This window comes from Flavobacterium sp. DSP2-3-1 (assembly GCF_049896865.1).
Taxonomy (GTDB): domain Bacteria; phylum Bacteroidota; class Bacteroidia; order Flavobacteriales; family Flavobacteriaceae; genus Flavobacterium.
Genome location: NZ_JAFCVD010000012.1, coordinates 44,388 through 71,045 on the forward strand (window position 1 = coordinate 44,388; position 26,658 = coordinate 71,045).

Annotated in this window: 29 protein-coding genes and 1 tRNA gene; 16 read left to right on the top strand and 14 right to left on the bottom strand. The window is 33.9% G+C overall.

All coding sequences use genetic code 11. The annotated features are described in order from the left end of the window. From ACP7AT_RS13635 to ACP7AT_RS13645, 3 genes are all read right to left on the bottom strand, one after another. On the bottom strand, positions 1–837 hold the full coding sequence (locus ACP7AT_RS13635; protein WP_426064923.1) for a DUF6671 family protein: 837 nt from the start codon (positions 835–837) through the stop codon (positions 1–3). After that, complete coding sequence (locus ACP7AT_RS13640) at positions 830–1,132, bottom strand: hypothetical protein (RefSeq protein ID WP_426064924.1); 303 nt, start codon at positions 1,130–1,132, stop codon at positions 830–832. The genes ACP7AT_RS13635 and ACP7AT_RS13640 overlap by 8 nt, the downstream gene beginning before the upstream one ends. Before the next feature lie 282 nt (positions 1,133–1,414). Beyond that, positions 1,415–2,851, bottom strand: a complete 1,437-nt coding sequence (locus ACP7AT_RS13645; RefSeq protein ID WP_426064925.1) for an NADP-dependent isocitrate dehydrogenase — start codon at positions 2,849–2,851, stop codon at positions 1,415–1,417. Between the two features lie 87 nt (positions 2,852–2,938). Between ACP7AT_RS13645 and ACP7AT_RS13650 the strand changes: the two genes are divergently transcribed. Then, positions 2,939–3,856: a LysR family transcriptional regulator gene (locus tag ACP7AT_RS13650; RefSeq protein WP_426064926.1), complete on the top strand. Its 918-nt coding sequence runs from the start codon at positions 2,939–2,941 to the stop codon at positions 3,854–3,856. A 1,212-nt stretch (positions 3,857–5,068) separates the two neighbouring features. Here the strand turns inward: ACP7AT_RS13650 and ACP7AT_RS13655 are convergent. Together ACP7AT_RS13655 and ACP7AT_RS13660 are read right to left on the bottom strand one after the other, a co-directional pair. Beyond that, positions 5,069–5,287, bottom strand: coding sequence for a hypothetical protein (locus tag ACP7AT_RS13655; RefSeq protein ID WP_426064927.1), 219 nt, complete (start codon positions 5,285–5,287; stop codon positions 5,069–5,071). A 307-nt stretch (positions 5,288–5,594) separates the two neighbouring features. Continuing rightward, positions 5,595–7,703, bottom strand: coding sequence for a TonB-dependent receptor domain-containing protein (locus ACP7AT_RS13660; protein ID WP_426064928.1), 2,109 nt, complete (start codon positions 7,701–7,703; stop codon positions 5,595–5,597). Positions 7,704–7,871: 168 nt separating this feature from the next. Here ACP7AT_RS13660 and ACP7AT_RS13665 point away from each other — a divergent pair, with 168 nt between their 5' ends. From ACP7AT_RS13665 to ACP7AT_RS13710, 10 genes are all read left to right on the top strand, one after another. Next, positions 7,872–8,273 (top strand): DUF2721 domain-containing protein, encoded by a 402-nt coding sequence (locus ACP7AT_RS13665; RefSeq protein WP_426064929.1) that lies wholly within the window; start codon positions 7,872–7,874, stop codon positions 8,271–8,273. A 360-nt stretch (positions 8,274–8,633) separates the two neighbouring features. Further along, positions 8,634–9,530 carry a DMT family transporter gene (locus ACP7AT_RS13670; RefSeq protein WP_426064930.1) on the top strand — a complete coding sequence of 299 codons (897 nt, stop codon included), beginning with the start codon at positions 8,634–8,636 and terminating at the stop codon, positions 9,528–9,530. Positions 9,531–9,598: 68 nt separating this feature from the next. Continuing rightward, the gene (locus ACP7AT_RS13675; RefSeq protein ID WP_426064931.1) at positions 9,599–9,952 is read left to right on the top strand and encodes a DoxX family protein; all 354 of its coding nucleotides are present in this window, start codon (positions 9,599–9,601) and stop codon (positions 9,950–9,952) included. A 4-nt stretch (positions 9,953–9,956) separates the two neighbouring features. Continuing rightward, positions 9,957–10,565: an alpha-ketoglutarate-dependent dioxygenase AlkB family protein gene (locus ACP7AT_RS13680; protein WP_244281793.1), complete on the top strand. Its 609-nt coding sequence runs from the start codon at positions 9,957–9,959 to the stop codon at positions 10,563–10,565. A 45-nt stretch (positions 10,566–10,610) separates the two neighbouring features. Next, the gene (locus ACP7AT_RS13685; RefSeq protein WP_426064932.1) at positions 10,611–11,438 is read left to right on the top strand and encodes a sterol desaturase family protein; all 828 of its coding nucleotides are present in this window, start codon (positions 10,611–10,613) and stop codon (positions 11,436–11,438) included. A gap of 119 nt (positions 11,439–11,557) precedes the next feature. Continuing rightward, positions 11,558–11,836, top strand: a complete 279-nt coding sequence (locus ACP7AT_RS13690) for a DUF2805 domain-containing protein (RefSeq protein WP_426064933.1) — start codon at positions 11,558–11,560, stop codon at positions 11,834–11,836. A gap of 65 nt (positions 11,837–11,901) precedes the next feature. Then, positions 11,902–12,246: a hypothetical protein gene (locus ACP7AT_RS13695; RefSeq protein WP_426064934.1), complete on the top strand. Its 345-nt coding sequence runs from the start codon at positions 11,902–11,904 to the stop codon at positions 12,244–12,246. A 1-nt stretch (position 12,247) separates the two neighbouring features. Next, entirely contained in the window at positions 12,248–13,195 is a 948-nt protein-coding gene (locus ACP7AT_RS13700) for an alpha/beta hydrolase (RefSeq protein ID WP_426064935.1), read from the top strand. Between the two features lie 54 nt (positions 13,196–13,249). After that, complete coding sequence (locus ACP7AT_RS13705; protein WP_426064936.1) at positions 13,250–15,112, top strand: peptidase M61; 1,863 nt, start codon at positions 13,250–13,252, stop codon at positions 15,110–15,112. Positions 15,113–15,311: 199 nt separating this feature from the next. After that, positions 15,312–16,022: a DUF4369 domain-containing protein gene (locus ACP7AT_RS13710; RefSeq protein ID WP_426064937.1), complete on the top strand. Its 711-nt coding sequence runs from the start codon at positions 15,312–15,314 to the stop codon at positions 16,020–16,022. 128 nt (positions 16,023–16,150) lie between these two features. Here the strand turns inward: ACP7AT_RS13710 and ACP7AT_RS13715 are convergent, their stop codons facing one another. From ACP7AT_RS13715 to idi, 7 genes are all read right to left on the bottom strand, one after another. Next, positions 16,151–16,615 (bottom strand): hypothetical protein, encoded by a 465-nt coding sequence (locus ACP7AT_RS13715; protein WP_426064939.1) that lies wholly within the window; start codon positions 16,613–16,615, stop codon positions 16,151–16,153. Between the two features lie 132 nt (positions 16,616–16,747). Then, positions 16,748–16,821, bottom strand: a tRNA-Thr gene (locus ACP7AT_RS13720). A gap of 78 nt (positions 16,822–16,899) precedes the next feature. After that, entirely contained in the window at positions 16,900–17,166 is a 267-nt protein-coding gene (locus ACP7AT_RS13725) for a hypothetical protein (protein WP_091205856.1), read from the bottom strand. A gap of 68 nt (positions 17,167–17,234) precedes the next feature. Beyond that, the gene (locus ACP7AT_RS13730; protein ID WP_426064941.1) at positions 17,235–18,197 is read right to left on the bottom strand and encodes a type I phosphomannose isomerase catalytic subunit; all 963 of its coding nucleotides are present in this window, start codon (positions 18,195–18,197) and stop codon (positions 17,235–17,237) included. 153 nt (positions 18,198–18,350) lie between these two features. Beyond that, positions 18,351–18,812 (bottom strand): peroxiredoxin, encoded by a 462-nt coding sequence (locus tag ACP7AT_RS13735; protein WP_426064942.1) that lies wholly within the window; start codon positions 18,810–18,812, stop codon positions 18,351–18,353. After that, positions 18,809–19,219 (bottom strand): 6-pyruvoyl trahydropterin synthase family protein, encoded by a 411-nt coding sequence (locus ACP7AT_RS13740; protein WP_426064944.1) that lies wholly within the window; start codon positions 19,217–19,219, stop codon positions 18,809–18,811. The genes ACP7AT_RS13735 and ACP7AT_RS13740 overlap by 4 nt, the downstream gene beginning before the upstream one ends. A gap of 13 nt (positions 19,220–19,232) precedes the next feature. Further along, positions 19,233–19,793 (bottom strand): isopentenyl-diphosphate Delta-isomerase, encoded by a 561-nt coding sequence (gene idi, locus ACP7AT_RS13745; RefSeq protein ID WP_426064945.1) that lies wholly within the window; start codon positions 19,791–19,793, stop codon positions 19,233–19,235. 287 nt (positions 19,794–20,080) lie between these two features. Here idi and msrB point away from each other — a divergent pair, with 287 nt between their 5' ends. From msrB to ACP7AT_RS13765, 4 genes are all read left to right on the top strand, one after another. Next, on the top strand, positions 20,081–20,641 hold the full coding sequence (gene msrB / locus ACP7AT_RS13750; protein WP_426064946.1) for a peptide-methionine (R)-S-oxide reductase MsrB: 561 nt from the start codon (positions 20,081–20,083) through the stop codon (positions 20,639–20,641). Between the two features lies 1 nt (position 20,642). Next, positions 20,643–21,257 carry a peptide-methionine (S)-S-oxide reductase MsrA gene (msrA, locus tag ACP7AT_RS13755; protein WP_426064947.1) on the top strand — a complete coding sequence of 205 codons (615 nt, stop codon included), beginning with the start codon at positions 20,643–20,645 and terminating at the stop codon, positions 21,255–21,257. A 210-nt stretch (positions 21,258–21,467) separates the two neighbouring features. Continuing rightward, the gene (locus tag ACP7AT_RS13760; protein WP_426064948.1) at positions 21,468–22,775 is read left to right on the top strand and encodes an amidohydrolase; all 1,308 of its coding nucleotides are present in this window, start codon (positions 21,468–21,470) and stop codon (positions 22,773–22,775) included. 229 nt (positions 22,776–23,004) lie between these two features. Beyond that, entirely contained in the window at positions 23,005–23,787 is a 783-nt protein-coding gene (locus ACP7AT_RS13765) for a CHAD domain-containing protein (protein ID WP_426064949.1), read from the top strand. A gap of 370 nt (positions 23,788–24,157) precedes the next feature. Here the strand turns inward: ACP7AT_RS13765 and ACP7AT_RS13770 are convergent, their stop codons facing one another. After that, positions 24,158–24,337: a hypothetical protein gene (locus ACP7AT_RS13770; RefSeq protein ID WP_091205832.1), complete on the bottom strand. Its 180-nt coding sequence runs from the start codon at positions 24,335–24,337 to the stop codon at positions 24,158–24,160. 271 nt (positions 24,338–24,608) lie between these two features. Then, complete coding sequence (locus ACP7AT_RS13775; protein ID WP_426064950.1) at positions 24,609–26,171, bottom strand: NAD(P)/FAD-dependent oxidoreductase; 1,563 nt, start codon at positions 26,169–26,171, stop codon at positions 24,609–24,611. 215 nt (positions 26,172–26,386) lie between these two features. Between ACP7AT_RS13775 and ACP7AT_RS13780 the strand changes: the two genes are divergently transcribed. Further along, a complete protein-coding gene (locus ACP7AT_RS13780) occupies positions 26,387–26,623 on the top strand; it encodes a hypothetical protein (RefSeq protein ID WP_426064951.1) in 237 nt (78 codons plus the stop codon). Positions 26,624–26,658 lie beyond the last annotated feature (35 nt).

The window sequence follows — 26,658 nt, forward strand, 5'->3', positions numbered from 1 at the left end:
TTAAGGGTTACAGGAATCGCAGAATCCTGGTTCTTCGGCTATTTTTTGATGGGGATGCATTTTTTCAGAACTAAAAAAGCACTTTTTACAACTGTAAATAAAACTCAAGGTAGATCGTGTGGGCGCTGAACACCAGGAACAAGGTAAGCCCTGTTTCATATCTGTAACACTAAAACCTGGAGTTTTACAACTGGGACATTCGGTTTTTATAGTTTCCAGTAATTTTTGTGCCGCTACTTTTATCACACCCATACGAGTGGGGTTGTACAGGGCACGCATATCGGTTTCAGCATAAACACTACCATATACGTTCATAAGTTGCTGAAAAGTATCCTCCAATTGACTCATTACAGTAATCCCTTTACTTATCGCAGTACAGTCCTCCGCCTCGGTTCTCAAAATTATGGCATGTGACGGAAATTGAATCCTATTTGCAAAATTTAAAAGCATTTCTCTATTGTAGATTTTTTCTCCATAAAAATTAGTCTCCAAACTGAGTTCTCTGTCAATGATTTCTAAGTCGTTTTTTTTATCGATGAAAATTAAAAACTCATCATCGGCCTGCGCAAAAAAAATCGAGGGATGCGACCCAAAGGAACCTTCGCTGGCTATACCCAAATCGCAATCAAATTCCTCCATTGCAGCCAAACATTTAGCTCTGACAGTTTCCACTGCCGTGTTTTTTCGCTCCACTTCACCTGAAAAAGTGCCGAAAATATCCGAATCATAATTTTCAGGAACAAAACAGTGAACACCTAAACCTTTTTCAAAAATTGGAGCAATCACCTGCTCTTTGTGATGTTTAGTTGCAATAAGCAATTTCCTGTCTTTAAACATCCACTTCGGTTTTGCTTTTGGGTAGGAGCATTATTTGAATCACACCTTCAATTTTTAGCTCCATATTTTTTAAGGATGCTTCGCTGATGAGATCTTTGATATAATCTGAGGCCTCAGAAAGAGTTTCGAGCCTTGTTTTTGAATGCGAACTGTCTTCTTCAAATCGAATTTGATTACTAAATTTTTCTAAATTATGATAATTAATCTTATTATTGATTAACGAAAACAGTACTTTACCGGCTTCTGATGGTGCAAATTGACCTTCAACTAGCTTAAATTGATATTCTTTTTCCATAGCTATTTTATAATAATTTTTGAATTTTTGGTAATTTGTAAGTAGTAAAAAATATTCCGATTCCCAAAAACAAAGTAAAAAAGATGTTTTGAGGCTCAAGGAGAGTCAAGAGGATTCCACAGATGAGCCATATCGCTCCAATGAACAAACTAATATTTTTATTTTTCATAATAATTATTTTTTTTTCTTTAGCGAAAAGACTAGCAAAAACCTACTCCTATTAAATTCTTTCCCTATTTAATGATATATCCTTTCTCAAATAAATAGTGGCTAAATCATTTTTTATTGACCCTGACCCAATGAAAATGCAATTTTACCATCAAACTTATATAAATTTTCAGTTTTGATACTATCAATATCCGCGTCTATAAATTGCTGTAACAATTGAATAATTTCATTCTTACTAACTATTTTGCCATCCTCAGCTTTAAAACGACATCTCCAGTGATCCGTACAAAATGTTTGTTTAAATCCTTCTGGCCAAACTTTGATTCCTCTATTGGTAATCATATTCAGTTTTAAGTTTACAGTTCCTATATTTTTAAGCATCTCTGCTAATACATCAGGTTCAGTTCCATTCCAATGCACAAAAACATCATGACCGACCAATTCTTTTTTAGCAGCTGGTCTTTTCTTATATTTTGGTAGATGTAGCGGTTGACCATTTTTATAATCTACCGCAGCAAGCTGTTTCGGTTTTTGCCCTAAATTTAAGATAACTGCATCCGCAAATTCTGCAGTTCCAACTTTTAAACTACTTACCCCTTCTTTAAATATATCGTACGTATGGATACCGTCTTCAAGAGTTTTTAACCATGCGTTCTGTATTTTACTGGCTACCTCGTTTTGCCCCATGTGATTTAACATCATTACTGCTCCTTGTAACAATCCCGACGGATTCGCTACATTTTGTCCAGCCCTTCTCGGTGCTGATCCGTGAATAGCCTCAAACATGGCACATTCTTCCCCAATATTAGCTGAACCTGCCAATCCCACAGAGCCTGCAATTTGCGCGGCAATATCTGAAATCACATCTCCATATAAATTTAAAGTCACTATGACATCGAAATTTTCGGGTGTATCACTCATTTTCGCGGCCCCTATATCAATAATCCAGTGCTCGTTTTCAATTTCAGGATATTCTTTAGCTAACTCATCAAACACTTCATGGAATAATCCGTCAGTTTGCTTCATAATATTGTCTTTCGTGAAACAAGTCACTTTTTTTCTCCCATACTGTTTGGCATATTCAAAAGCATAGCGAACAATTTTTTCACACCCGGGACGGCTGATAATTTTCAGGCATTGGATAACCTCATCAGTTTGTTGATGTTCGATACCAGCATATAGATCTTCTTCATTTTCACGAATTATGACAATATCCATTTTAGGGTGCTTTGTTTCCACAAAAGGATGCAAACTCATACATGGTCTAACATTAGAATACAATCCTAAGAATTTTCTGGTTGTAACATTCAGACTTTTGTAACCCCCGCCTTGAGGAGTCGTTATCGGAGCTTTAAGAAAAACTTTATTGTTTATTATCGTTTCCCAAGACGATTTTTCGATTCCGGACGTATTACCTTTTAAGTATACTTTTTCACCAACTTCAATTTCATCAAATTCTAGCTGAGCTCCCGCAGCTTTGATGATTTTCAGAGTAGCATCCATGATTTCAGGCCCGATTCCGTCTCCTTTTGCGATTGTTATTCTTTGCATATCTTTATTATTTATTTTCTTCAAAGGTAAAATGGGCTATCCATAAATTTTTATTTATATTTGTAATGATTAACATTAAAATTATTTATGAATTATACGCTCCACCAACTACAGGTATTTCTAAAAATTACGCAAAATAAAAGTATCACTAAGGCGGCAATAGAACTGCATCTTACCCAGCCCGCAGTATCTATACAGTTAAGGAATTTTCAAGACCAATTTGATGTTCCTCTAACAGAAGTAATTGGACGGAAATTATACGTAACCGATTTTGGGAAAGAAATTGCTATTGCTGCGGAAAAAATATTAAACGAAGTGCATGCGATTAATTTTAAAACAATGGCATTTAAAGGACAACTGACCGGAAGATTGAAAATTTCCGTTGTATCAACTGGCAAATATGTAATACCTTATTTCTTATCTGACTTTCTAAAACAAAATCAAGGTGTCGAATTACTACTTGATGTAACCAATAAAACAAAAGTGTTAAAAAATTTAGAAAATAATGAAGTAGATTTTTCTTTAGTTTCCGTTCTACCAGAAACCTTACAAATTGAAAAAATAGAATTGATGCCCAATACTCTTTATCTTGTTGCCAACATTGATCAGCAAATAGGGAATGAAATTCAGGATAAAAAAATCATTGAAAATTTACCAATAATTTATCGCGAGCAAGGGTCTGGAACCAGATATATAATGGAAAAATTTATAGAGTATAACCAGCTAACGGTTCCAAAAAAAATGGTACTCACTTCAAACGAAGCGGTAAAGCAAGCAGTATTGGCAGGACTTGGATGTTCTATAATGCCCATAATTGGTATAAAAAACGAACTCAATAACGGCAGCCTGCAAATCATTCCAGTCAAAGGCTTACCTATTCAATCCAACTGGAATTTAATCTGGCTAAAAGGCAAGAAATTTTCACCTGTAGCAAAAGCGTATATCAAATTTATTGAACTAGAAAAAACGAGAATTATCGAGCAAAAATTTAACTGGATTATGTAATAAATTACTTTAATCATTACAGGAACAAACATAACCTTTGAACAAGATGATTTTGCAGATGGAAACTCTGGCATTTTTTTTGGTTTGCACTGTTGCATTAGCGACTTAAAAACGATTTTGATCATTGTACTCTTGGCAAAACAACAAAACATTCACCAAATCTCGCTTACCGTTGGAAATTCTCTATTTTTCTGTTTTTTATGTAAGATCATTTTCGTTTTTATAAATAGTTCCCTCTACAGTTTTATAGGCTTTAAAATATTCAATCGCCTCAAATTCAGCAGTTGTAATTTCTAAATTATCGGAATAATGATTTATCACCCAGTGATAGAAAACTCCTTTTAACTCTTACTTTGCATTTTGCTTTTTGTCTAAAGGGAGACAATTCCTTTCCTAAGACAACTACTTTTTCCTTTACGATTTTTAGCTTCCCTTTTTTGTATTGTAACAAGTTATAAATTTCAAGAAGATCCATTTCTTCAACTTGTTGAATCAGAATTGTCAAATTAAAAGAATTGTCAACTAATGATAAAAATAATCCAGATTGATCTAATGATTCTTTTAACGACAGTTGATCCTCCTTTCCCCACTAAAAAATCTGATCAAAGCAAAAGTCAACAAATTCTTCAAAATTAAATTCATTTACTTGTATTTTTTTAGACTTTAAAGTCCTAGAATCCGTAGAAGTAAATATTGGTAATGCTAATTTTTTTGCTATTTTCCCAAGTTGGTCTATCCAATTCAAACAGGTAGTTGGAGCATTAACCGCAAGAAAAATAGGTTTTATGGCAATATTTTACCAGTTTTTTATAATTCAAGCTTCTCAAATGACCCGTTTCAAATGGACTTATGATTTTTATTTAAAATTTATCTGGGTTTATTTTGGAATGTTTGTAAAACAGATTGTTTAAAACGCTTCAATTTTGCAGATACAACAGATTTATTTCTCTAACAATTTCCTATTTAATTCCATTTGTGATACTTGAAATATTCATATTTATACCTTAATAGCTAATCATATTAAAATAAGACAATCCCAAACAAAAAAATTCAAGAAGAGAGCCCATCAAAAGTATTAAAAGTAAAGAAGTTTGGTAAAAAAACGGAAATCAAATGAGGAAAAATGCACAACAAAATAACACCATAAATAATCCGAAAAATTATTGCATTTAAGATAATTCAATAAGAAATGACTGCAAATTAGGGATACAACTAAGATGATTCGAGCTGCATCAAAACAAAAATATTAAAGAAAGTAGATAATATAATATCAATAAGAATAGAGATGAAAATAGTAGAAACCGGAATCAGCCGATCATAAATTTTCATTTTTTTGATTTTGAATTTTATTTTAAAATCAACATAATAACCAATCGTCAATAAAACAGAACCAATAATAAACTCATAAATACCACTGGTAAATGTGCCCATTTATTTTATCTGATGTTGGAATATGTTCCTGATCCGCGGTCTAAATTTCAGTTTATTACTTTAAATTTCGATAAGTAAATTTAGCTTAAATAAGTTTTTTTCCGATGGATTTGCTTGCTTTGTACGTTAAATAGACTAATAGCCGATACAATAAAATTAGCAAAAACATAATAATATCTGTTAAAAGGAAGTTTTAACGGCTAACGTAAAAGAAGTTTTGATAAAATTTTAAACCATAAAAAACCTGCAAGCGTAAACTTGCAGGTTTTTTATGGTTTAAAATTGTCCAAGATTAAAAACAATATCTTTATTGATTCAAGATATTTCCCCCCTCTTCTTTTTTCTCTTTATTTAATAAATTAGGATCTTCTTTTGCCAATTTGTTTTTGGTTGGAATTTTATAATTTACACTGAACCCAAAACGACGCGTATCATTTTTATTCGCTAATAACAAAGGAGTGCCAACAGAACTAAATACAAATCGGTTGGAATTAAGGATATCGTCTGCACTTATGGAAACTGACAACTGGTCTTTAAAAAACTTTTTAGAAAACGTTAAATCAAGCGTATTGTTAAAAGGCTTCTCTGCTATGAAATAAAAATAATTCCCCTTCGACATGATGTAATTAAAGTTAGCTACAAACTTGATGTCTTTTGGCAACAAAATTTGAGACATCAAATTAAACATCCAGAAACCATTGGTCTTAATTTCAGGAATTTGATGAAACTGATACGCTGTGTACACATACAAAAAGTTCATTTTATCCGGATTAATATTCATTTTCATGGTTTCTTTAAGTCCTTCTGTAAACAACATATATGGAATAGGCATTCCCACATTAAAATTGTGAATTTTAATTTGAGGAACATTTATATTTGTATTTACCACAACATTATCTGTAAGCAACACTCTGTTGATTACCTGATTTTGAGCTGAACTTACGTTATAACCGATAAAAGCGTAATCAAAAGCACTTAATTTTGCTTCATAATTATCAAAAATAGTAGGTTGCAAATTAGGATTTCCAGAGTACTCTATATTTGGATTTTGATAATTAGTGTTGTTTGGATTTAGAGCAGAAGTGCTTGGCAAACTTATTTTTTTGTTGTAATTCACGTTAAAATAAACCGAATTACTAAAATTATATTGAGCGCTGGCATTTGGAAAAAAACGGAATTGTTTAAATGGAATTAAATTGGCGGTATTGGTTTTTCCGGTAATATTGTAATCCTCGGCTCTACCTCCCACAATAAAATTGAACTTGTCAAATTTTGATTGTAGCTCTCCATAAGCTGATGCTGTTTTTCGTTGATAATCCAGATTGACAATTTGCATGTTTTGGGCTTCAAAAAGAAGCGCTTCATACAAACCTCCAAAGCTGATTTTCCCTTCATCAGAAAATGCAATAGGTTGCGAATAATCAAATTTAGCATTGTACAACCGCTGTGTTGAAGCATTATCTAATATGGCAATGTTATTTGTTCTTGAATTCAGTGTGAAATCATTTTGATTACTGTTGTAATTAAATTTGAAGTCTAATTTTTTAGATTTATCCTCAAACTTTTTTTGGAAAGTAACAACAAAATCCTGACGTAAAGCATCTGTAAAGGAATCATCATTGGTAATGAAACCGGGACCATTACCTAATGTATTGCTATTATTATTGCTGTAGTTTACATCGTAATTAAATAACAAACGGTCGTTGCCAATATCAAACGTCAGTGCGGATTTCGCAAAATTAGTACGGCCGAAGCGATCTGCTTCAGTATTGGAAAGGATCGAAGTCGTACTGTTTTCTTTTGTAGTCAGTGAAGTCCACACGGCAGATTCTCTATAATTTTGTCCAACATTCAATTGCCATCCAAAATATTTATTCTTAGCACTTAACAACAAACTATTATTGATTCTCCATCTCAAATGGTCGTAACTAGTAAAATTAGTACTATTCGTATATGTGGCGCTTAAATAATTTTTAGCGTTTTTATTGGTGATGATATTCATGATCGCACCGCCCGAAGTCGCAGGAAACTCTGCCCCTGGTTGTGTGATGATTTCAATTTTTTCAATTGCATTCGCAGGCATTCCTTCCAGAAAAGAATTTAATTCATTTGAGGTGATATTAAGCGGTCTTCCGTCCATAAAAACATCCAACTGTTTGCCTTGATACATCATCCCGGCAACATCTGAAGCGATAAGTCCAGGTAATTTTTTGATCCCTTCTAATACCGATCCGGAATTTAAACTGGGCTGACCGGAAAAATCAAATATAGTTCTATCCGCTTTCTGTTCAATTGCTTTTTTAGTTTTTACAATTGCAACTTCATTCAGTTCTACTGCTTTTTTGGGTTCTTCTTGAGCTGAGAGTGTGAATATTGCTCCTAAAAAAAACATACTCAATAAATAATTCTTCTTCATCGTTTCTATTTGTGTTACTCTTTTAGTAGTACTAAGCTTCTAAACGTTACCAAAAAACGAACTGATTTTAGAAAATTGTTATTTTTCATAAGACTACAAGATCGATTTTAATACAGAATAACGAACTTTGTAATTCGTTTTAAATTACAATTCAAAACTAAATTAAAAATGATTTTACAAATAGAAACTCCTGCCTTACTTTTTGGTGCAACCTCGCTGATTTTATTGGCGTATACCAATCGATTTTTGACTATCGCCACAATCGTAAGAAGTTTAAAAAAAACGTATAAGGAAAAACAAAATGATGTGATTTTATTGGAAATTAAAAATCTGAATTTACGCTTAACTTTGATTCGCAACATGCAAATGGCTGGAGTTTTAAGTCTATTTTTATCTGTTTTTGCAATGCTGCTATTATTCTTGGAACAACAAACGGCTGGAATTTACCTTTTCGGACTAAGTTTATTAGCACTATTAATATCATTATTATTATCGTTTTGGGAAATCAGTATTTCCGTTAACGCATTGCGATTGCATTTAAGCGATTTAGCAGATCAAGAAGTAAAATAACTCGTTGGAACAATTATTTTAATTTGAAAAAATATAAAAAATAAACACATAAAAACATAGAAAAAAGATTGGTATAGCCCAATTCTTGGGTTCACAATGCTATGATTTACTGCAATTAAGTGTAATGTCTTGGTAGAAATGTATAAAAACTATGTTTCTATGTGTTAAAAAAACCTGATTTGTACGCAACGGATTAAAATAAACCCAGCATTCACCTGAGAATCCAATAGATTTAATTTAAATCCCCTCCTTGCGACTAATATTCATAACAGAATTAAAGTCTTAAATATTAACTTCTAGTTTATAACTCATAAAAGGAACTAAACCTTATCTTTGCCCGCTTTTTAAAATTGAAAAAAAATGATAAAGAATAATGTACTAAAAGGAGTTTTTCTGGTAGGTCTTGGCGCAACGAGTTATGGAATGCTGGCAACTTTAGTAAAAATAGCGTATGGAGAAGGTTTTACTACTCCCGAAGTAACCATTGCACAATTTGGGTATGGAATATTGGGAATGCTGCTTATCAACATGTTCCAAAAAGCTAAAAAAGGAGATGACGTTATAAAAGCCTCCAAGAAAAACATTACTCAACTAATGCTGGCGGGAACTTCCCTCGGAATGACGAGTATTTTTTATTATTTGGCGGTCAAATACATTCCCGTTTCTATTGCTATCGTTTTACTGATGCAAACCGTTTGGATGGGGGTTTTATTCGAAATGATTTTAGAAAAGAAAAGACCTTCCACTCAAAAAATCATCTCGGTAATTATAATTTTAGTTGGAACGGCACTTGCCACAAATCTTATACAAAGCAAAGCAGAATTAGACTGGCGCGGAATCGTTTTAGGACTTATGGCCGCCGCTTCCTTTACCACAACCATGTTTACCGCTAATCGTCTGGCAACGCACGTTTCCTCAGCGCAACGTAGTTTATACATGCTCCTCGGTGGTGCTTTTATCGTAACCGGATTTGCATTAGCAACACAAACTACTCCTTTCAATTTTGAGATTTTCATGAAATGGGGAATAATACTGGCGCTTTTTGGAACTATAATTCCACCTTTGTTGTTCAATGCTGGTTTCCCTCTTACCGGAATTGGTCTGGGAAGCATTGTATCTGCACTGGAACTTCCGGTTTCAGTACTGATGGCATACTTTCTTTTGAGTGAAAACGTGAGTTTAATCCAATGGATTGGAATTATTTTAATCATCGTGGCAATTGTGATTATGAACGTGAATTTTAAGAAAACGACTTAATTTCTATTTAAAAACATTTGTATTTATTTCATTAAAAATTTTATAAATTCGTATCAAATAACTTTATTATGAATTTACCTTGGCATATATATGTGATGGCTTTCGTTTACTTTATTGCAGGATTAAACCATTTCAGAAATCCGAGATTGTACCTGAAAATCATTCCGCTTTATTTCCCGAATCCAAAATTATTAAACTACATAAGCGGTCTAGCGGAAATAATTTTGGGAATTGCATTGTGCATTCCTGTACTTTCAAGCTACGCTGCATGGGGAGTAATCGCTTTATTAATCGCAGTTTTCCCAACTCATTTGTATATGTATTTCGATGAAAAAGCAAGAATGGGTTTGCCTAAATGGGTTTTGCTTTTGCGAATGCCTTTACAATTAGTTCTCATTTTTTGGGCCTACCAATACACATAAAGCTGTGAAATCACTTTTCGAATCCTTATCAAACCACATCTTTCTTGACTTGCCGGACGCTGATATTATTTATTATCCTCAGTTTTTTGACAAAGAGCAAGCCGATCTTATTTTTGCAGAATTAATAAAAGATGTCCCTTGGCAACACGATGAAATTCGGGTGTATGGAAAAATTCATCCGCAGCCGCGCTTGACGGCTTTGTTTGGAAACGAAGGAAAACCCTATTCCTATTCGAATATAACCATGGAGCCGCATCCTTGGAATTTGCTTTTGCAAAAGCTGAAAACGGAAATCGAAAAAGTTTCGGATACAATTTTTACAACTGTTTTACTCAATCAGTATCGCGACGGAAAGGACAGCAACGGCTGGCATGCCGATAACGAAAAAGAATTAGGGATAAATCCTGTAATTGCTTCGTTAAGTTTTGGCGTAGAACGCACGTTTCAGCTGAAACATAATTTGGACAAAGACCAGAAAAAAAGCATCGTTCTGGAACATGGAAGTTTACTTCTGATGAAAGGAACCACACAACATTTCTGGAAACATCAAATTCCAAAAACCGCAAAATCCATTGGTCCCAGAATAAATGCTACTTTTCGGGTAATCAAATAGATATTTTCTAAAAAATTTATTAGATTTGGAATAAATACTTAAATCATGGATGCTATTGTTACTTATTTTTCTACGATTCCTTCGTCACACCGAAGCTTAATTCTGGTGGGCGGAATCACTTTTTTTTGGTTAATAGAAAATGCTTTTCCGTTATTTAATTTCACGTACAAAAAATGGCATCATGCGGGTATTAACATTTTCATGACGTTCACGACTATTCTTGTCAACTTTTGTCTAGCTTTTATTTTATTGAAAGCAGCTGATTGGACTATTGCCAATAATTTTGGAATATTACAATGGCTTCCTGAAATGTCATTGTGGCTTTACGCTTTAGTCGGATTGCTTTTATTGGATTTGATTGGTGCCTATCTAGTACATTTAGTGGAACATAAAACCAAATTTTTATGGCGTTTCCATTTAATCCACCACACAGATACTTGGATTGACACCACAACAGCGAACAGGCATCATCCGGGAGAAAGTATAATTCGCTTCGCATTTACGGCAATCGGTGTTTTAATTATAGGAAGTCCCATGTGGCTGGTTTTTCTGTACCAAACGTTATCCGTTGTGGCTACGCAATTCAATCACGCAAATATTTCTCTTCCTAAAAAGGTTGATACTTTTTTAAGTTATTTTATCGTTTCTCCGGACATGCACAAAGTTCACCACCATTATGTTTTACCTTATACGGATAGTAATTACGGAAATATTTTTTCAGTTTGGGACAGGCTTTTCGGGACTTTCATGACGCTGCCTAAGGAAGATATCATTTACGGTATCGATACACATTTGAATCCTGAGGAACACAATGAATTAAAAAATTTATTAAAAATACCCTTTAAAAAAGCCGCTTTAAAAGAAAACAAGTAAAAAGAATAAAAAAAATGTCCAATTGAGAAAATCTAATTATTTTTTTTCTTAATATTGATATCAAATTAGAAATGAAATTTATTAATCATTAACAACTTATTTGAATTAATTTTCACGTGATGAAAAAGAGTAACCGAAAAGAATTGAACTGGGAGCAAACAGAAAAACTTGTTACAATGGCTTTAGAAGAAAAAAATCCTTTTGAAGTCATAAAAAAAGAATATGGTCTAGCAGAAAAAGAGATTCTTGAGATCATGAAAAAGAAGATGCCCGCAGAAAAATTCGAAATGTGGAAAAAGAAAGCAACTGCCAACAAACCAAAACCAAAACCCGTTAAGATTGATAATTTTGATGAAGATCTGGATGGTAAATACTATATAAAAAATAAATTAGATTAAAGAATGAAACTCCTGATATCCGGGAGTTTTTGTTTTTAAACAATTAACTTTTTTCCCACTCAATAATGGTTGCAATTACATCAGAAGACAACGAATTTATCTTTAACATTCTTGGAAGTCACAAATTTTGGGCTTTAGAAAATAAGATTAGAGTACCTAAAAATAAAATCATCAGAGCGTATCAAAGCAATGATGAGTTTACTTTTTGGATTGGTTGGAAAATGCCAGGTACCCAATTACCATGGGTAATTACTGCTGGAACTTACATAAAGAAAGGAAAACGTAATTTTTGGGATGTTTGCAATAAAAAAAATGCAATTATTGTCGAACTCAAAGATTCCTATTATAACAAACTAATCATTGAAGTTGAAAATCCTGCAATGATAATGAACTTATTAAATGAAAAATAAAATGAAGAAATTATTATTCCTATTGATGGTGTTTTTTTCAATACTAAGTTATTCCCAAACAGAAACTGTAGTTCAATCTTTTAATAAAGAAGAAATTGCTGTAAATCCATTGATAAATGGTTCGCTGTATTCGCCTTTAAAACAAAATAAGAAAACCAACCTTGTGATACTTATTGCTGGTTCAGGACCTACAGATAGAGATGGCAATCAAAAAGGGCTAACCAATAACTCTTTAAAATACGTATCCGAAGCATTAGCAAAAAATGATATTGCTGTTTTTAGCTATGATAAAAGAATCATTGCTCAAATGAAAAGTAAAACCGTGAATGAGGCAGCGCTAACTTTTGATGATTTCATTACCGATGCGACATCCGTTTTGTTATTTTTTAAAAATAAAAAAAAATACAACAAAATAATAATTGCAGGGCACAGCGAAGGTTCCTTAATAGGAATGATTGCCGCGAATGAAAAAGCAGACGCTTTTATCTCATTGGCAGGAGCGGGAAGAACTATTGACGCCGTTTTAGTAGATCAGATTACGAAACAAGCGCCTTTTCTAAAAGAAGAAACACAAAAAAATCTCGATATCCTTAAAAGTGGAAAAACTTTTGAATTAAAAAATCCGATGTTAGCTTCCATTTTTAGAGAAAGTATTCAGTCCTACATGATTTCATGGATACAATACAACCCACAAATTGAAATTGCAAAATTACAAATGCCGGTATTAGTAATAAACGGAACCAAAGATTTACAAGTAGCTGTTTCAGAAGCGGAACTGTTAAAAAAAGCAAAGCCCGAGGCTGAACTCGTTTTGATCGAAAATATGAATCATATTTTTAAAGTTATTAACGGAGATGACGCTGAAAACATGAAATCCTATTCTAATCCTGATATACCAATTGCTACAAAATTAACAAGCACCATAACAACATTTGTAAAATCACTTTAAGCTGTAACAATTGTACAACTGAGAAGACTAACAACAACAAATAAAACAAACAAAATGAAAAGAATACTTTATTCACTGGCATTTGCTTCGATTCTTTGGAGCTGTAAAACTGCAAACCCGGCTGTTGTTGCTATTAAAAAAGAACAAGTAAACGTTGCCATTAATTTGATCGATGTAAAAGATGACAAGGTTATGGTCGCTATTACATCGCCTAAAATTAATACTGAAGAAGTGACGTACAGCGTTCCTAAAATTATTCCCGGAACCTATTCAGTAGATGATTACGGAAAATATATCGAAGATTTCAAAGCTTTTGACAGCAAAGGAAACCTACTTGCCACGACAAAAACCGATGACAACACTTGGAATATCAAGAATGCGAAATCATTGGTAAAAATCACTTATTTGGTAAACGATACATTCGATACTGAAAAAGGCGGCGGTTTTGGTCAAAATGATATTTTCTCTCCTGCTGGAACAAATATAGATGCTGGTAAAAACTTTATGCTAAACATGCATGGTTTTGTGGGATATTTTCAAGACAAAAAAGATTTCGCCTACACCGTAAGCATCTCACATCCCGAAATGCTTTGGGGTGCGACTTCAATGACCGACTTGGATGCAAGTGCGACCAATGATGTTTTTAAAACGATGCGTTACGCTGAATTGGTTGAAAATCCAGTTATGTATGCTAAACCAGATTACACTACTTTCACAGTAGATGGCATGGAAATCTTGATTGGCGTGTATTCTCCTACCGGAAAAGTAACTGCCGAAAGCATCACTCCGGAGATGAAAACAATGATGATCGCTCAGAAAACTTTTTTAGGAAAAATTAATGCTACTAAAAAATACACTGTTTTACTGTATTTATCAAGCATGACGCCTACTGACGCAAAAGGATTTGGAGCTTTAGAACATCCTACAGCTACGACAGTTGTTTTACCGGAAATGATGCCTAAATCCGAATTGGTTAAATCAATGAAAGATGTCGTTTCACATGAATTTTTCCATATCGTAACTCCTTTAACGATTCATTCTAAAGAGATTCAGTATTTTGATTACAATACTCCCAAAATGTCAGAACATTTATGGATGTATGAAGGTGTGACGGAATATTTCGCCAATCTTTTTCAGATTAATCAAGGATTAATTACCGAAGAGGAGTTTTATACGCGTATGTCTGAAAAAATTGAACATGCAAATGCGATGAATGACACGATGCCTTTCACTACAATGAGTGCAAATGTGTTGACAGAACCTTACAAAGCTCAATACTTGAACGTATATGAAAAAGGAGCATTGATTGGAATGTGTTTGGATATCATCATCAGAGAAAAAAGTAAGGGCGAAAGAGGAATTCTTGATTTGATGCAAAAATTATCCAATGAATATGGTGTATCAAAACCATTTAATGACAATGAACTTTTTGCTAAAATAACGTCATTTACATATCCTGAAGTGGGCGATTTTTTGACTACTTATGTTTCTGGTACAACCCCAATTCCTTACGATGTATATCTGGCTAAAGTTGGTGTTACAAAATCTGTTGAAAAAGTTCCTGGAAATGTATTTCTGAAAGGGCAAACGCCATACATTACCGTAAACCAACAAACAAAAGAAATCTTTGTAATTCCAAATATGGAGTTAAACGCTTTTTACACTAATTTGGGTTTAAAAGGAGGTGATATTTTAGTATCCATAAATGACAAACCGTATTCATTAGACAACATTTATGAAATGATTATGGAAAGTCAAAACTGGAAAGAAAATGATGCTATCGCAATTAAAATAAAACGTGACGGCAAAGAACAAATCATCAAAGGACAAGTAAAATTTCCTTATGAAGAAAAAGAAGGCCTTAGAGCAACTGATGCGACAAAAAAAGCGTTGAAAGAAGCTTGGTTCAAAGCATAACTTCTACAATAATTTTAAGAAATCCCAATTTAGAAATTAGATTGGGATTTTTTTTGTAAAATTTGGATGCGTTACCAAAATCTTTCCAACAATTTTCTTTATTTTGCGCCAAAATAGAAACGCCAATTAAATCGCAATCGTTCCAATCAAATTACAACAAGAATAGCAATTCCTTATCCAAAACAAATTTTAACTACACATGAAAAAAATTATTATTGCATTCGTTGCATTCCTATTGTTATCCGCCTGCAGCCAGAATGAATCTAAAGGCAATGTACACATTACCGGAAATATTAAAGGATTAAAAAAAGGGACCTTGTACATTCAAAGAATCGTTGATACAACATTGGTAGCCATTGACACAATCAATATTGATGGGAGTGCTGCTTTCAAAAGCGATCTTGATCTCAAATCACCAGAGATGCTTTATTTATTCTTGGATCGAGGCGTGAGCAATTCTTTAGACAACAACCTGCCTTTTTTTGCTGAACCGGGTAACATCACTATCGAAACCACTTTAGACCATTATTTATCTGACGCCAAAATTACCGGATCAAAAAATCAGGAAATATACGAAGAGTATAAAAAAATTAATTCCCGTTTTACAAATGAGAATCTTTCGCTGATTGAAAAAAAATTCAATGCAATCAAAAGTCAAAACACTAAAGCTGTTGACAGTCTGGGTGCAAAACAAGATTCTAATATCAAAAGAAAATATTTATTTGCTACTAATTTTGCATTAAATAACAGAAAATTCGAGGTATCACCTTATATTGCCTTATCGGAGATTTATGACATCAATGTAAAATACTTGGATACAATTCAAAAAGCAATGTCTCCAAAAGTAGCAAAATCACTGTACGGTAAAAAACTAACGGAATATATTACCACAGTTAAAAATCAAAAATAAACGATTCCTTTTACAACAAAATAGCAAAAACCATCTTGATACAAACAAGATGGTTTTTTGGTTTATCATACAAATGTTTTCAATATTCGAATAAAAAACATTTGGCATCATTAAGAAGATACAGTTAATTAAGCATTATTAAATGACATTCCTGCAATAATCATCCCGATAAATATTAAAAAATAAAGAGCGAAAACAACCAAAGTCATAATTCCTATATACTTATAATGCGATTTTAGATATTCTAAAGAAGTAGTCAAGGTTTCGGAGTTATTATTTTTGAATGCTCTTTTAGTATTTGAGGCAAACTTATTCAGGTAATATACCGGAAAGAAATATAGCACCGCAATCAAAAAGTAAACAAAAGCCATTACGATTCCCAAAGAAGATCCCATGGCTCCCATTGCAGGATTCATCTTGCTCATGCTTGAGAAAAGTGTCCCGGCAAATAATGCCGCAAAAATAATAAAGCCTATTCCTATGAAACCCAAAATGGATAAAAAATAGGCCCACTTTGCGGTTTCCTTCAAAAAGTCTTTTGCAGACTCACTTAGTTTCAAATCGAAACTTTCAACAACTGAATGCTCTTCCATAATATATTTGGTTAAAGGTTAGATTTCAAATTTAACCAAAAAATTAGGACATTCAATAAAAGTAGAACTCATTTCTCATTTTTACCAAAAACAAAAAACCATCCCGCTTCTGACGGGATGGTTTTATTAAAGAGCCGGCGGAGGGACTCGAACCCACGACCTGCTGATTACAAATCAGCTGCTCTAGCCAACTGAGCTACGCTGGCGACTCATTACGGGTGCAAATATAAGTCTGAATTTCTATTTTCCAAAACAAATTCAAACTTTTTTTGCGTTTTCTTTAACTACAATTCGTTGATTTTAGCAATCAATTGATTAGCAGTTTGTTCCAATTCAACATTGATTTGTTTGAAGTGTGCCTTTTTATCTTCTACTTTTTTAACGTTCACTTTAGTGATCAAAGTGTCAAAAGCAGCGATAGCTTCATCAATTAAAGCATTAGTTTCTGTTGTTGGTTTTCCTGTAGTAGAAATTTCGAATAAGTAAACTGCTTCAATAATATCTCCTAAAACGTAGTTGATGTCTTTTTTTAAATTTTTAACGTTTGCCATTTTTATTTTTTTAAAATTTGAATTTTAATTTGCGTCTGCAAAAGTACACATAATCTTTCTATTACCGACTATGAAATGTAAATTTCTAAAATTGAAGCTTTTCCATTGAGAATAAATTCCTTCATAGCTGCTGGAATCAAAACAGTGTCTCCTTTTATGTAGTGCAGTTTTGAATTGTTGTTTTCTATTTCGAAAGATCCTTCCACGCACATGTAAACCGTAAAGCTTTCCCCGGATTTATAAACCGAAATTTCTCCGTCCAATGGAATAAAATTAGTTGTAAAATAAGGACAGTCAACAATTTCGTTTGACTCATTTACATTCTTCGTATACTCTTTTTTGGTTTGTACTTTATTATAATTGATGGCATCCATCGCTAAATCGACATGCAATTCCCTTGTATTTCCATTAATATCCACTCGATCAAAATCATAGATACGATAGGTAATATCTGAAGTTTGTTGAATTTCGGCAACCACCAATCCAGCTCCTATAGCGTGAACCGTCCCCGTTTCTAAAAAGAAAACATCCCCCACTTGTACTTTTACTGTATCGAGAATAGAAAGTAATGTTTTGTTTTTAAGATTTTCTAAATATTCCGCCGCATCCGAATCTTCCTTGAACCCTACAATAATTTTGGCGTCATTATCCGCTTGCATGACATACCACATTTCAGTTTTACCAAAAGAATTATGCCTTTTTTTGGCTAAAGCATCGTTAGGATGCACTTGAATGGACAAATCCTCGCTGGCATCCAAATACTTAAAAAGCAATGGGAATTGTTTTCCGAATCTGGCATGAACTTCCGTTCCTACTATTTCATCGGGAAACTCATTAATAATTGCCGTCAATGATTTTCCTTTCCATTCTCCGTTGACCACAACACTTACGTCACCTTCAACTGTAGACAATTCCCAACTTTCGCCAGTGTTATTAGTAGTAATTGGCTTATTAAGTACTGTTTTTAGTTTTTCACCACCCCAGATTCTTTCTTTAAAAATGGGTTCAAATTGTAATGGATAAAATTTCATATCAGGCTGGGTTTTTTTTTGAAAGTCAAATGTACAAAACCAATATTTTTTTATATGACTATTGACACATTTACTTCAATAATTAAAGCAAATTCACTACAGATTACAAAACAAGGAACAAATAAAAAAAATAGCTTATTCTACTTTGTTACTCTATGATACTATTTTTTTAATGGTTTCAAGGGCTTTTGAAATATGCTTTGTTGCCAATACACTGTCAAAAATCATTTGTATGACTCCATTTTTGTCGGTTACGTAGGTCACTCTTCCCGGTAATAACCCAAACATTCCGGCAGGGACGCCAAAGAGTTTCCTGATTTTTTTATCCGAATCCGACAAAAGAATAAAAGGCAACTTAAATTGTTTGCTGAATTTTTGATGGGAAGCGACGCTATCACTGCTAATGCCAATCACTTCAGCTCCCAAATCTTTAAAATCTTCATATTGATCCCTAAAACTGCAGGCTTGGGCAGTGCAACCCGGTGTATTATCTTTTGGATAAAAATAAATAACAAGCGGTTTTTGGCCTACTGCATTTGCACTGTCAAAATCATTTCCATCGGTATCTTTTGCGGTAAAACGAGGAATGGTGTCCCCTACTTTCAGTTCTTTCATTCTCCCTTGTAGGTTACAAAATTACGAGGCGTTTCATAAAGCACCACTTCCAATTCAAATTCCGCTTTAATTCTTTTTCTGATTTTATTCCAAATGACTACCACAATATTTTCGGCTGTTGGATTCAAATGTTCAAATTCAGGAACATCCAGATTCAGGTTTTTATGATCGAACTGATTCTCAACTTCCTCTTTAATAATATCACTTAAAAATTTTACATCCATGACATATCCTGTTTCAGGATCAATCTTACCGGTAACGCTCACTGTCAAATCATAGTTATGTCCGTGAAAATTAGGATTATTGCACTTTCCAAAAACAGCATCATTTTGTTCAAAAGTCCAATCTTTTCTGTGTAATCTATGAGCCGCATTGAAATGGGCTTTTCTCGAAATGGTAACTTTCATAAAATAGTATGAATTAAAGATTATTAACTGGAGCATTTGCCGACGAAGGGCTTTTATGCTCTTCCAGAAAGTGATAAAACTCGTCGAAAATTATTTTGAACCACACCGTATACAAAGCAGGCTGAAGTTCCATATCTGTTTTCACATCTTCAATTTTCATCCATTTCCAGTTTTCCACTTCCTCCGGATTGATCAACGGTGCTTCGTTATAATAGCCAATCATCACATGATCGAGTTCATGCTCCGTCAAACCGTTATCAAAAGGTGCTTTGTAAATAAAATGAAAAAGTTCTTTGAGTTCAGTTTTAAAACCCATTTCTTCAAACAATCGTCGGCTTCCTGCCTGAATATTTGATTCTCCCTCACGTTGATGGCTGCAACAGGTATTGGTCCACAGCAAAGGTGAATGGTATTTTTGATGCGCACGCTGCTGCAGCATAATTTCATTTTTACTGTTTAAAACAAAAACTGAAAAAGCACGATGCAAGACCGCTTTTTGATGTGCCTCAAGCTTAGGCATCAATCCTATCTGCTCATCTTTTTCGTTAACTAATATTACGTTTTCTTCTAACATGTGGTTTTATTATAAAGTCAAAAATACAAAAAAAGAACGGGTATCTGTGACGTTTTTGAAATTATGAAAAGTTTAACGAGTGTTGAATACGCCAATATTCTAATTTTATATCAACTAAAATACAAGCCTAATTTACTGCTTATCATACTTTGAAATTTTAAAACTAAAAGTGTCATTTTTTCGTAAATGTAAATAAGTTAGAATACAATAAAAAGAAAATCCACTTACAAAGTAGCTGACACTTTAAAATCTGAAAGTCAATTACATTTGTGATAAAAAAAATTAAAATGAAAACAAAAAATCAAGTGCTAAGCGCATTATTTCTCATCCCATTATTCATGTTTACAGCCTGTGCGCAAAAAACAAAAAAACAAGGAATTATCAAAAAAACTATTGCAATGGAAAACACTATAAACAAACCCGGAAATCCGTATTACTCCAATACAGATACGACAAAACTTAACGTAAGTGATGCCGAATGGAAAAAAGTTTTACCCGAAGATGTGTATGAAGTCACCCGTAATGCGGATACGGAACGACCTTTTACAGGAAAATATTGGAACACAGATGACAAAGGAACCTATTATTGTGCGGCCTGTGGCAACAAATTATTTCGTTCCGGCGCCAAATTTTCAAGCAATTGTGGCTGGCCAAGTTTCTTCGAACAAGACAATAAAACCAGTGTGGTTTATAAAACCGATAACTCTCTTGGAATGGAAAGAATCGAAGCACTATGCGGAAGATGTGATGGTCATTTAGGGCATCTATTTGATGACGGACCAGAACCAACCGGAAAAAGATACTGTATGAATTCTATCGCACTTGACTTTATCCCTGATACTAAATAACATGAAAAAACTATTTTTACTGTTCATTTTAGCAACAAGCAGTTTGTTTGCGCAAAGTCAAACACCGAAGCAATCCAATCTTGAAACCATCACTTTAGCTGGAGGTTGTTACTGGTGTGTTGAGGCTGTTTATGAGAATCTTATTGGAGTACAATCGGCAATCTCAGGATATGCAGGGGGCAAAAATGCGAATCCTACCTATGAAGATGTGTCGACCGGAAAATCGGGTTATGCCGAAGTCGTAAAAATCACCTACGACAAAAATGTAACAAATCTGGATGAAATTTTTAAAGTCTTTTTTACGGTGCATGATCCAACCACATTAAACCGTCAAGGAGCGGACGTCGGAACTCAATACCGTTCAGCCATTTTTTACAAAAATGAAGCACAAAAAAAATCAGCGCAAACGATAATCAATGCAATGAAAAAAGCTAAGATTTATGATAGTCCAATAGTAACAACTGTAGAACCACTCAACAAATTTTACAAAGCAGAAGATTACCATCAAAATTATTATGCCAACAATAAAAATCAACCCTATTGTCAAATGGTAATTCAACCTAAAATGGAGAAATTCGAAAAGCTTTTTAAAAGCCGATTGAAAAAGCAAAAATAAATTAGTAAGCTACCGCCTTGTTGTCACAAACAAGGCGTTTTTTTTTTATATCCTACTCAACGAAAGATATTTTACGCCAGTATTTAAAATTGCTGCAAGGCAAAATAATTTTGCTATATTTGTTTTCACCTGAGCTTGTTTAATACCGTAACAGACCACATTTCAATTGAAATAGACGCTAATCATGACCCAAAACTTACACCACAACTAATGAAAAAAATTATTTTTTTTACTTGCTTATTTACGTACTCCATTTTTGTCTCATCGCAAAATACCGCATTAAAAGCTACCGTTGCTCAAAAGGCTGCTTCTTTAGAATCCAAAGTTATTTCTTGGCGCAGAGACTTTCACCAAAACCCGGAATTAGGAAATAGAGAATTTAAAACTTCTGAAAAAATAGCTACGCATTTACGTTCTTTGGGCATCGAAGTTCAAACCGGAGTGGCAAAAACAGGCGTGGTGGGGATATTAAAAGGAGGAAAACCTGGTCCTGTAGTCGCTCTTCGGGCCGACATGGATGCCTTACCGGTTAAGGAAAGAGTAAATATTCCTTTTGCTTCAAAATCAATGGGCGAATACAACGGTCAGGAAGTGGGTGTCATGCATGCTTGCGGACACGATTCGCACGTAGCCATGCTGATGGGAACTGCTGAAATTCTGGCATCTATCAAAAGTGAATTAAAAGGTACTGTCAAATTCATATTTCAACCTGCAGAAGAAGGAGCGCCAGAAGGAGAAGAAGGTGGAGCCGCATTAATGGTAAAGGAAGGCGTCCTTCAAAACCCAAAAGTAGACGTGATTTTTGGTTTGCACATCAGCGCACAAACCGAAGTTGGTAAAATCAATTACCGTCCAAAGGGAGCGATGGCTTCATCCGACTGGTTCAAAATAAAAATAAAAGGAAAACAATCGCATGGAGCCAGTCCATGGCAATCCGTGGATCCGATTGTTACGGCTTCTCAAATAATTTTGGGTTTGCAAACTATTGTGAGTCGCAATGTAAATCTAACGGAATCAGCTGCTGTGGTAAGTGTTGGAAAAGTGACCGCTGGTGTAAGAAGCAATATTATTCCGGAAGAACTCGAAATGGCCGGTACGATTCGTACACTGGATAAAAAAGTACAGGAAATGATTCACAACCGCGTGAAACAAATAACTACCAGTATCGCGGAAAGTGCGGGAGCCTCTGCTGAAGTAAGCATTACAAAACAAACATTGATCACGTACAACGACCCAACACTGACCGAAAAAATGGTACCAACACTGGAAGCTGTGGCCGGAAAAAACAATGTAGTCTTAACACCCGCAGCAACTGGAGCGGAAGACTTTTCGTACTATCAAGACAAAATTCCTGGTCTTTTCTTTTTCCTTGGCGGAATGCCTAAAGGCAAAAATCCAACTGAAACTGCCTCTCACCATACTCCTGATTTCTATATTGACGAGAGCGGTTTTGTATTAGGAATGAAGGCAATGTCTAATTTAACTTTAGATTATATGGAAATAAATTCTAAAAAATAAATCCCTACAAACAAAAAAATTTTAAAAAATAGCAAGCGAAAAAAGATTTCCTGCTTTTTCTGTTTTTGATAAATATCAAAATAAATAGCTGATTTAAAGCAACTTAAAATATATTATACACCGTTTTTTAGTAAATTTACTTTATTATCCGAAATTATAGTTTTTTCCAGCATATAAGAAACGAACTGCAATAAATTTATGGAAACACGATCAACTATAGCGCTGTTAAATGAAAGCATTGGAAACATATTTTAAAAAACGAAAAAAAGCCATAAACCTAATCTTGGAGAAAGCTCCCGACTGTTATACAGTTGAAACTTTTCATGAACTGCGGTTGGAAATCAAAAGACTCAAGGCATTATTTGAATTAATTGCCTTTTGTTCCAAGAAATTTAAGCTTCAAAAAGCCTATAAACCTTTCAGAATTATTTTTAAAAAAGCCGGAAAAATTAGGGAAATTCAATTGGAACAAACCCTTATTGAGAAACAGCCCAATTTTCATTTGCTTAAAAAATACCCTAATCGATTAAAAAAACTAGAAACCAAAGAAATAAAAAACTTCTTCACGACAGCAAATAAGCGTTTAATAAAAAAGTTGAAGGGGAAATATCGTAAAATTATACGTTTTTTCACGAAAACAAGTAAAAAAAAGGTAAATCGCTACAGAAATAAAGCGAGAAAGGAGATGAAAAGATTAATCCAGAAGAATGATTTCAAAAAGAAACAAATCCACGATTTTCGAAAACAATTAAAAGTATACCAGTATAATGAGAAAATCCTGCATCCTAATCAAAAAAAAATAGTTCCTGATCAGCATAAGATGTCGGATTTGCTAGGGAAATGGCACGATTACGATGTCGTTATTCTTCATTTAAAAAAAATAATTTCTACCTTTAAAAAGGATTCTAATGAAAGAAAACAACTCAGAATCATTAAAGTAACTATGACTTCTAAAAGAGCATTCCAATTCGTTAAAATAAATGCCGCTTTACCTTATCAGAGTTTTTTGTAAAAACTATGATTCTCAAATACTGAGAAAATAAGTTCACTATGAAGATATGCGTGAAACAGGCTGCAAATTAAACAATGGTTATTGTTAAAACGTACTTGCATCCTGACTCTTATAACTCATTTATGCTTAAAATTGACTTACAATCGAAGGATGAAATGATGAATAAGGAAACAAAAATGCTGCTACATAACTTTAATCCGATACTAAACTTTCCAAGTATGCTAAGAATCTGGATATTATACCCCTGCTATTCTCGTTCGTTAAATTTTTTTTTTCGACTTTTTCAAATTCGTTAAAAGTAGAAATAAAGAACGCCGCGAAGCATAAAATCACCACGCCTGTCATGATAATTAATTCTAAATTTTCCATATTATTTTTTAAGTTTTAAATTTAAAAATATCAAAAGACCAAGGATTGTTGGAGGCCATAATCCAATAAAAATAGCGCGCTGTGGATCTTTTAATACAATATAAAAATATTCAGAAGTAAAAATTAACGCGATAACCAATACCAAAATCAATATTTCAGATTTTTTAAATTTTTCAAACATTTTTTTATTTTTATCGTTCACTTACAAATATAGTAGAAAAAAATCATTAACGATACAATATTAGGAAGCTTGATAACAATACTATTCTTTTCTTCACAAAAAAAAGCTTAATTATACCATTTTTAAATAAGAATTCTTAACAATAAAAATTTGGATAGAATAAAAATGACATTTTTAAAAGAATGTTAAATTTTACAAAACGTAGTAAAACATGCTTTGTGTAATTTTTACTTTTTTTTAAAGACACACTATCGATTACTCTTTTTGATTTCTATTTATTCAAAATCGCACCAATCATCAAAGCACATTTTTCGCCATCAATAGCGGCAGATATAATTCCGCCGGCATAACCCGCACCTTCTCCGCACGGATACAAGCCTTTTATTTGAACGTGTTCGTATGTCAATGGATCTCTCGGGATTCGCACTGGCGATGACGTTCTTGATTCCGGAGCATGAAGTATGGCTTCGTTTGTCAAATAACCACGCATAGACTTTCCAAATTCAGTAAATCCTTCTCGCAATATTTGCGTTAAAAATCCGGGAAAAACCTGCCCCATTTCTACTGAAGTCGTTCCGGGAACATAAGACGTTTTAGGAATATCCGAGGAGACTCGGTTCTGTGTAAAATCAATCATGCGTTGCGCAGGAACTTTTTGGGTTTCGCCTGCCAAATGCCACGAGCGTTGCTCAATACTTTTTTGGAATTCCATTCCGGCCAAAGCACCAAATTTCGCAAAAGGTTTAAAATCTTCCAGTTGCAATTCAATTACAATTCCGGAATTAGCGGTAACCTGATCTCTTTTAGATGGTGACCAACCATTGGTTACCACTTCACCGGGACTAGTGGCACAAGGCGCAATCACACCTCCGGGACACATACAAAACGAATACATTCCTCTTCCTCCTACTTGTTTCACAATAGAATACGGAGCTGGAGGTAAAAATTCCCCACGATAATCACAGCTATATTGAATACTATCTATCAAAGATTGTGGATGCTCCGCCCGTACGCCCAAGGCAAAAGGTTTCGCCTCGATAAAAATCTTTTTTAGATCCAATAATTCAAAAATATCACGCGCCGAATGTCCAGTGGCCAAAATGAGTTTATTGGCAAGGATCGTGTCTCCTTTTTGAGTAACGATACCTTGAACTTCATTATTTTTTATTAAAATATCCGTTAGTCGGGTTTCGAACAAAACCTGTCCGCCACATTCAATAATTTTTTCTCGAATGTCCTGAATAATTTGGGGCAATTTATTTGTTCCAATATGTGGATGTGCTTCAATCAGGATATCCTCGGAGGCTCCAAAAGCGACAAACAATTCCAAAACTCGTGTTACATCGCCTCTTTTTTTAGAACGGGTATACAATTTCCCATCAGAATAGGTTCCTGCTCCGCCTTCGCCAAAACAATAATTAGAATCTTCATTTACAAGATGATCCACATTAATGGCTTTTAAATCTCGACGTCTGCCTCGAACATCTTTTCCACGCTCGATAACTATGGGCTTCAAACCCAATTCTATCAATTGCAAAGCAGCAAAAAGTCCGGCAGGTCCGGCACCAACAACAATTACTTCTTGAGCTCCAGCCACATTACCATAATCCGGGAGTTGTATTTTTTGATCTTGAAAAGGTTCTCCTTTTAAATAAATTACAACTTTAAGATTGATTTTTATAGCTTTTTGACGGGCATCTATAGATCTTTTTAAAATAGAAACATGCTGAATTTCATTTACAGAAACCTTAATTTGTTTTGATAAATGATTTTTCAACAACAAATCGTTTGCTGCAATTTCTGGAGAGACTTGTAATAAGAGTTCTTGAGGCATTTTGTTAGATTATTCGATTTTAAGATTATTAGACTTTAATAAACTGTCCAACAATTTAGGTACAAAAGTAGTATTTTGAAGTGACTTCTTCTAAATGAAAACAAAATCCATTTTCAATTTTTTACATTGACCAATTTTCGAATTAGACTTTGTAAATTTGTACTCTAAAACAGGTAAAACAATTAAACCGTTATCCAATTAATCTTAGAAAAAAAATGTCTAGAAAAATAAAATTGATTTGGGATTTCCGTGGTCTGGCTTCCGCAAAAACAGCGGAACACCACGAAATTCATTTAAAAGAATACATCGCTATTGAAAAACTACCATTGAATATCACTGGATTTGAGATTCAAAACGAGATGCAAGCTATTGCTTTTATGGTTGTAACGGATGAAAACATGATTCAGGTTCGAGATGTTTTGAAACCGCATCGAGGAGAATTGTTTGAATAGGGTTTATAGTTTTCAGTCGCAGTTGACAGGACGAA

What these genes read in the sequence shown, in the direction of transcription:
- ACP7AT_RS13675 (WP_426064931.1), top strand. Translation starts at nt 9,599, where the DNA reads ATGAATTTACCTTGGCATATATATGTGATGGCTTTCGTTTACTTTATT.
- ACP7AT_RS13725 (WP_091205856.1), bottom strand. Translation starts at nt 17,166, where the DNA reads ATGGCAAACGTTAAAAATTTAAAAAAAGACATCAACTACGTTTTAGGA.
- ACP7AT_RS13735 (WP_426064942.1), bottom strand. Translation starts at nt 18,812, where the DNA reads ATGAAAGAACTGAAAGTAGGGGACACCATTCCTCGTTTTACCGCAAAA.
- ACP7AT_RS13730 (WP_426064941.1), bottom strand. Translation starts at nt 18,197, where the DNA reads ATGAAATTTTATCCATTACAATTTGAACCCATTTTTAAAGAAAGAATC.
- ACP7AT_RS13775 (WP_426064950.1), bottom strand. Translation starts at nt 26,171, where the DNA reads ATGCCTCAAGAACTCTTATTACAAGTCTCTCCAGAAATTGCAGCAAAC.
- msrA (WP_426064947.1), top strand. Translation starts at nt 20,643, where the DNA reads ATGAAAAAACTATTTTTACTGTTCATTTTAGCAACAAGCAGTTTGTTT.
- ACP7AT_RS13780 (WP_426064951.1), top strand. Translation starts at nt 26,387, where the DNA reads ATGTCTAGAAAAATAAAATTGATTTGGGATTTCCGTGGTCTGGCTTCC.
- ACP7AT_RS13635 (WP_426064923.1), bottom strand. Translation starts at nt 837, where the DNA reads ATGTTTAAAGACAGGAAATTGCTTATTGCAACTAAACATCACAAAGAG.
- ACP7AT_RS13685 (WP_426064932.1), top strand. Translation starts at nt 10,611, where the DNA reads ATGGATGCTATTGTTACTTATTTTTCTACGATTCCTTCGTCACACCGA.
- ACP7AT_RS13645 (WP_426064925.1), bottom strand. Translation starts at nt 2,851, where the DNA reads ATGCAAAGAATAACAATCGCAAAAGGAGACGGAATCGGGCCTGAAATC.
- ACP7AT_RS13760 (WP_426064948.1), top strand. Translation starts at nt 21,468, where the DNA reads ATGAAAAAAATTATTTTTTTTACTTGCTTATTTACGTACTCCATTTTT.
- idi (WP_426064945.1), bottom strand. Translation starts at nt 19,793, where the DNA reads ATGTTAGAAGAAAACGTAATATTAGTTAACGAAAAAGATGAGCAGATA.
- ACP7AT_RS13665 (WP_426064929.1), top strand. Translation starts at nt 7,872, where the DNA reads ATGATTTTACAAATAGAAACTCCTGCCTTACTTTTTGGTGCAACCTCG.
- ACP7AT_RS13710 (WP_426064937.1), top strand. Translation starts at nt 15,312, where the DNA reads ATGAAAAAAATTATTATTGCATTCGTTGCATTCCTATTGTTATCCGCC.
- ACP7AT_RS13770 (WP_091205832.1), bottom strand. Translation starts at nt 24,337, where the DNA reads ATGTTTGAAAAATTTAAAAAATCTGAAATATTGATTTTGGTATTGGTT.
- ACP7AT_RS13705 (WP_426064936.1), top strand. Translation starts at nt 13,250, where the DNA reads ATGAAAAGAATACTTTATTCACTGGCATTTGCTTCGATTCTTTGGAGC.
- ACP7AT_RS13695 (WP_426064934.1), top strand. Translation starts at nt 11,902, where the DNA reads ATGGTTGCAATTACATCAGAAGACAACGAATTTATCTTTAACATTCTT.
- ACP7AT_RS13655 (WP_426064927.1), bottom strand. Translation starts at nt 5,287, where the DNA reads ATGGGCACATTTACCAGTGGTATTTATGAGTTTATTATTGGTTCTGTT.
- ACP7AT_RS13690 (WP_426064933.1), top strand. Translation starts at nt 11,558, where the DNA reads ATGAAAAAGAGTAACCGAAAAGAATTGAACTGGGAGCAAACAGAAAAA.
- ACP7AT_RS13765 (WP_426064949.1), top strand. Translation starts at nt 23,005, where the DNA reads ATGAAAGCATTGGAAACATATTTTAAAAAACGAAAAAAAGCCATAAAC.
- ACP7AT_RS13740 (WP_426064944.1), bottom strand. Translation starts at nt 19,219, where the DNA reads ATGAAAGTTACCATTTCGAGAAAAGCCCATTTCAATGCGGCTCATAGA.
- ACP7AT_RS13650 (WP_426064926.1), top strand. Translation starts at nt 2,939, where the DNA reads ATGAATTATACGCTCCACCAACTACAGGTATTTCTAAAAATTACGCAA.
- ACP7AT_RS13640 (WP_426064924.1), bottom strand. Translation starts at nt 1,132, where the DNA reads ATGGAAAAAGAATATCAATTTAAGCTAGTTGAAGGTCAATTTGCACCA.
- ACP7AT_RS13670 (WP_426064930.1), top strand. Translation starts at nt 8,634, where the DNA reads ATGATAAAGAATAATGTACTAAAAGGAGTTTTTCTGGTAGGTCTTGGC.
- ACP7AT_RS13660 (WP_426064928.1), bottom strand. Translation starts at nt 7,703, where the DNA reads ATGAAGAAGAATTATTTATTGAGTATGTTTTTTTTAGGAGCAATATTC.
- ACP7AT_RS13700 (WP_426064935.1), top strand. Translation starts at nt 12,248, where the DNA reads ATGAAGAAATTATTATTCCTATTGATGGTGTTTTTTTCAATACTAAGT.
- msrB (WP_426064946.1), top strand. Translation starts at nt 20,081, where the DNA reads ATGAAAACAAAAAATCAAGTGCTAAGCGCATTATTTCTCATCCCATTA.
- ACP7AT_RS13715 (WP_426064939.1), bottom strand. Translation starts at nt 16,615, where the DNA reads ATGGAAGAGCATTCAGTTGTTGAAAGTTTCGATTTGAAACTAAGTGAG.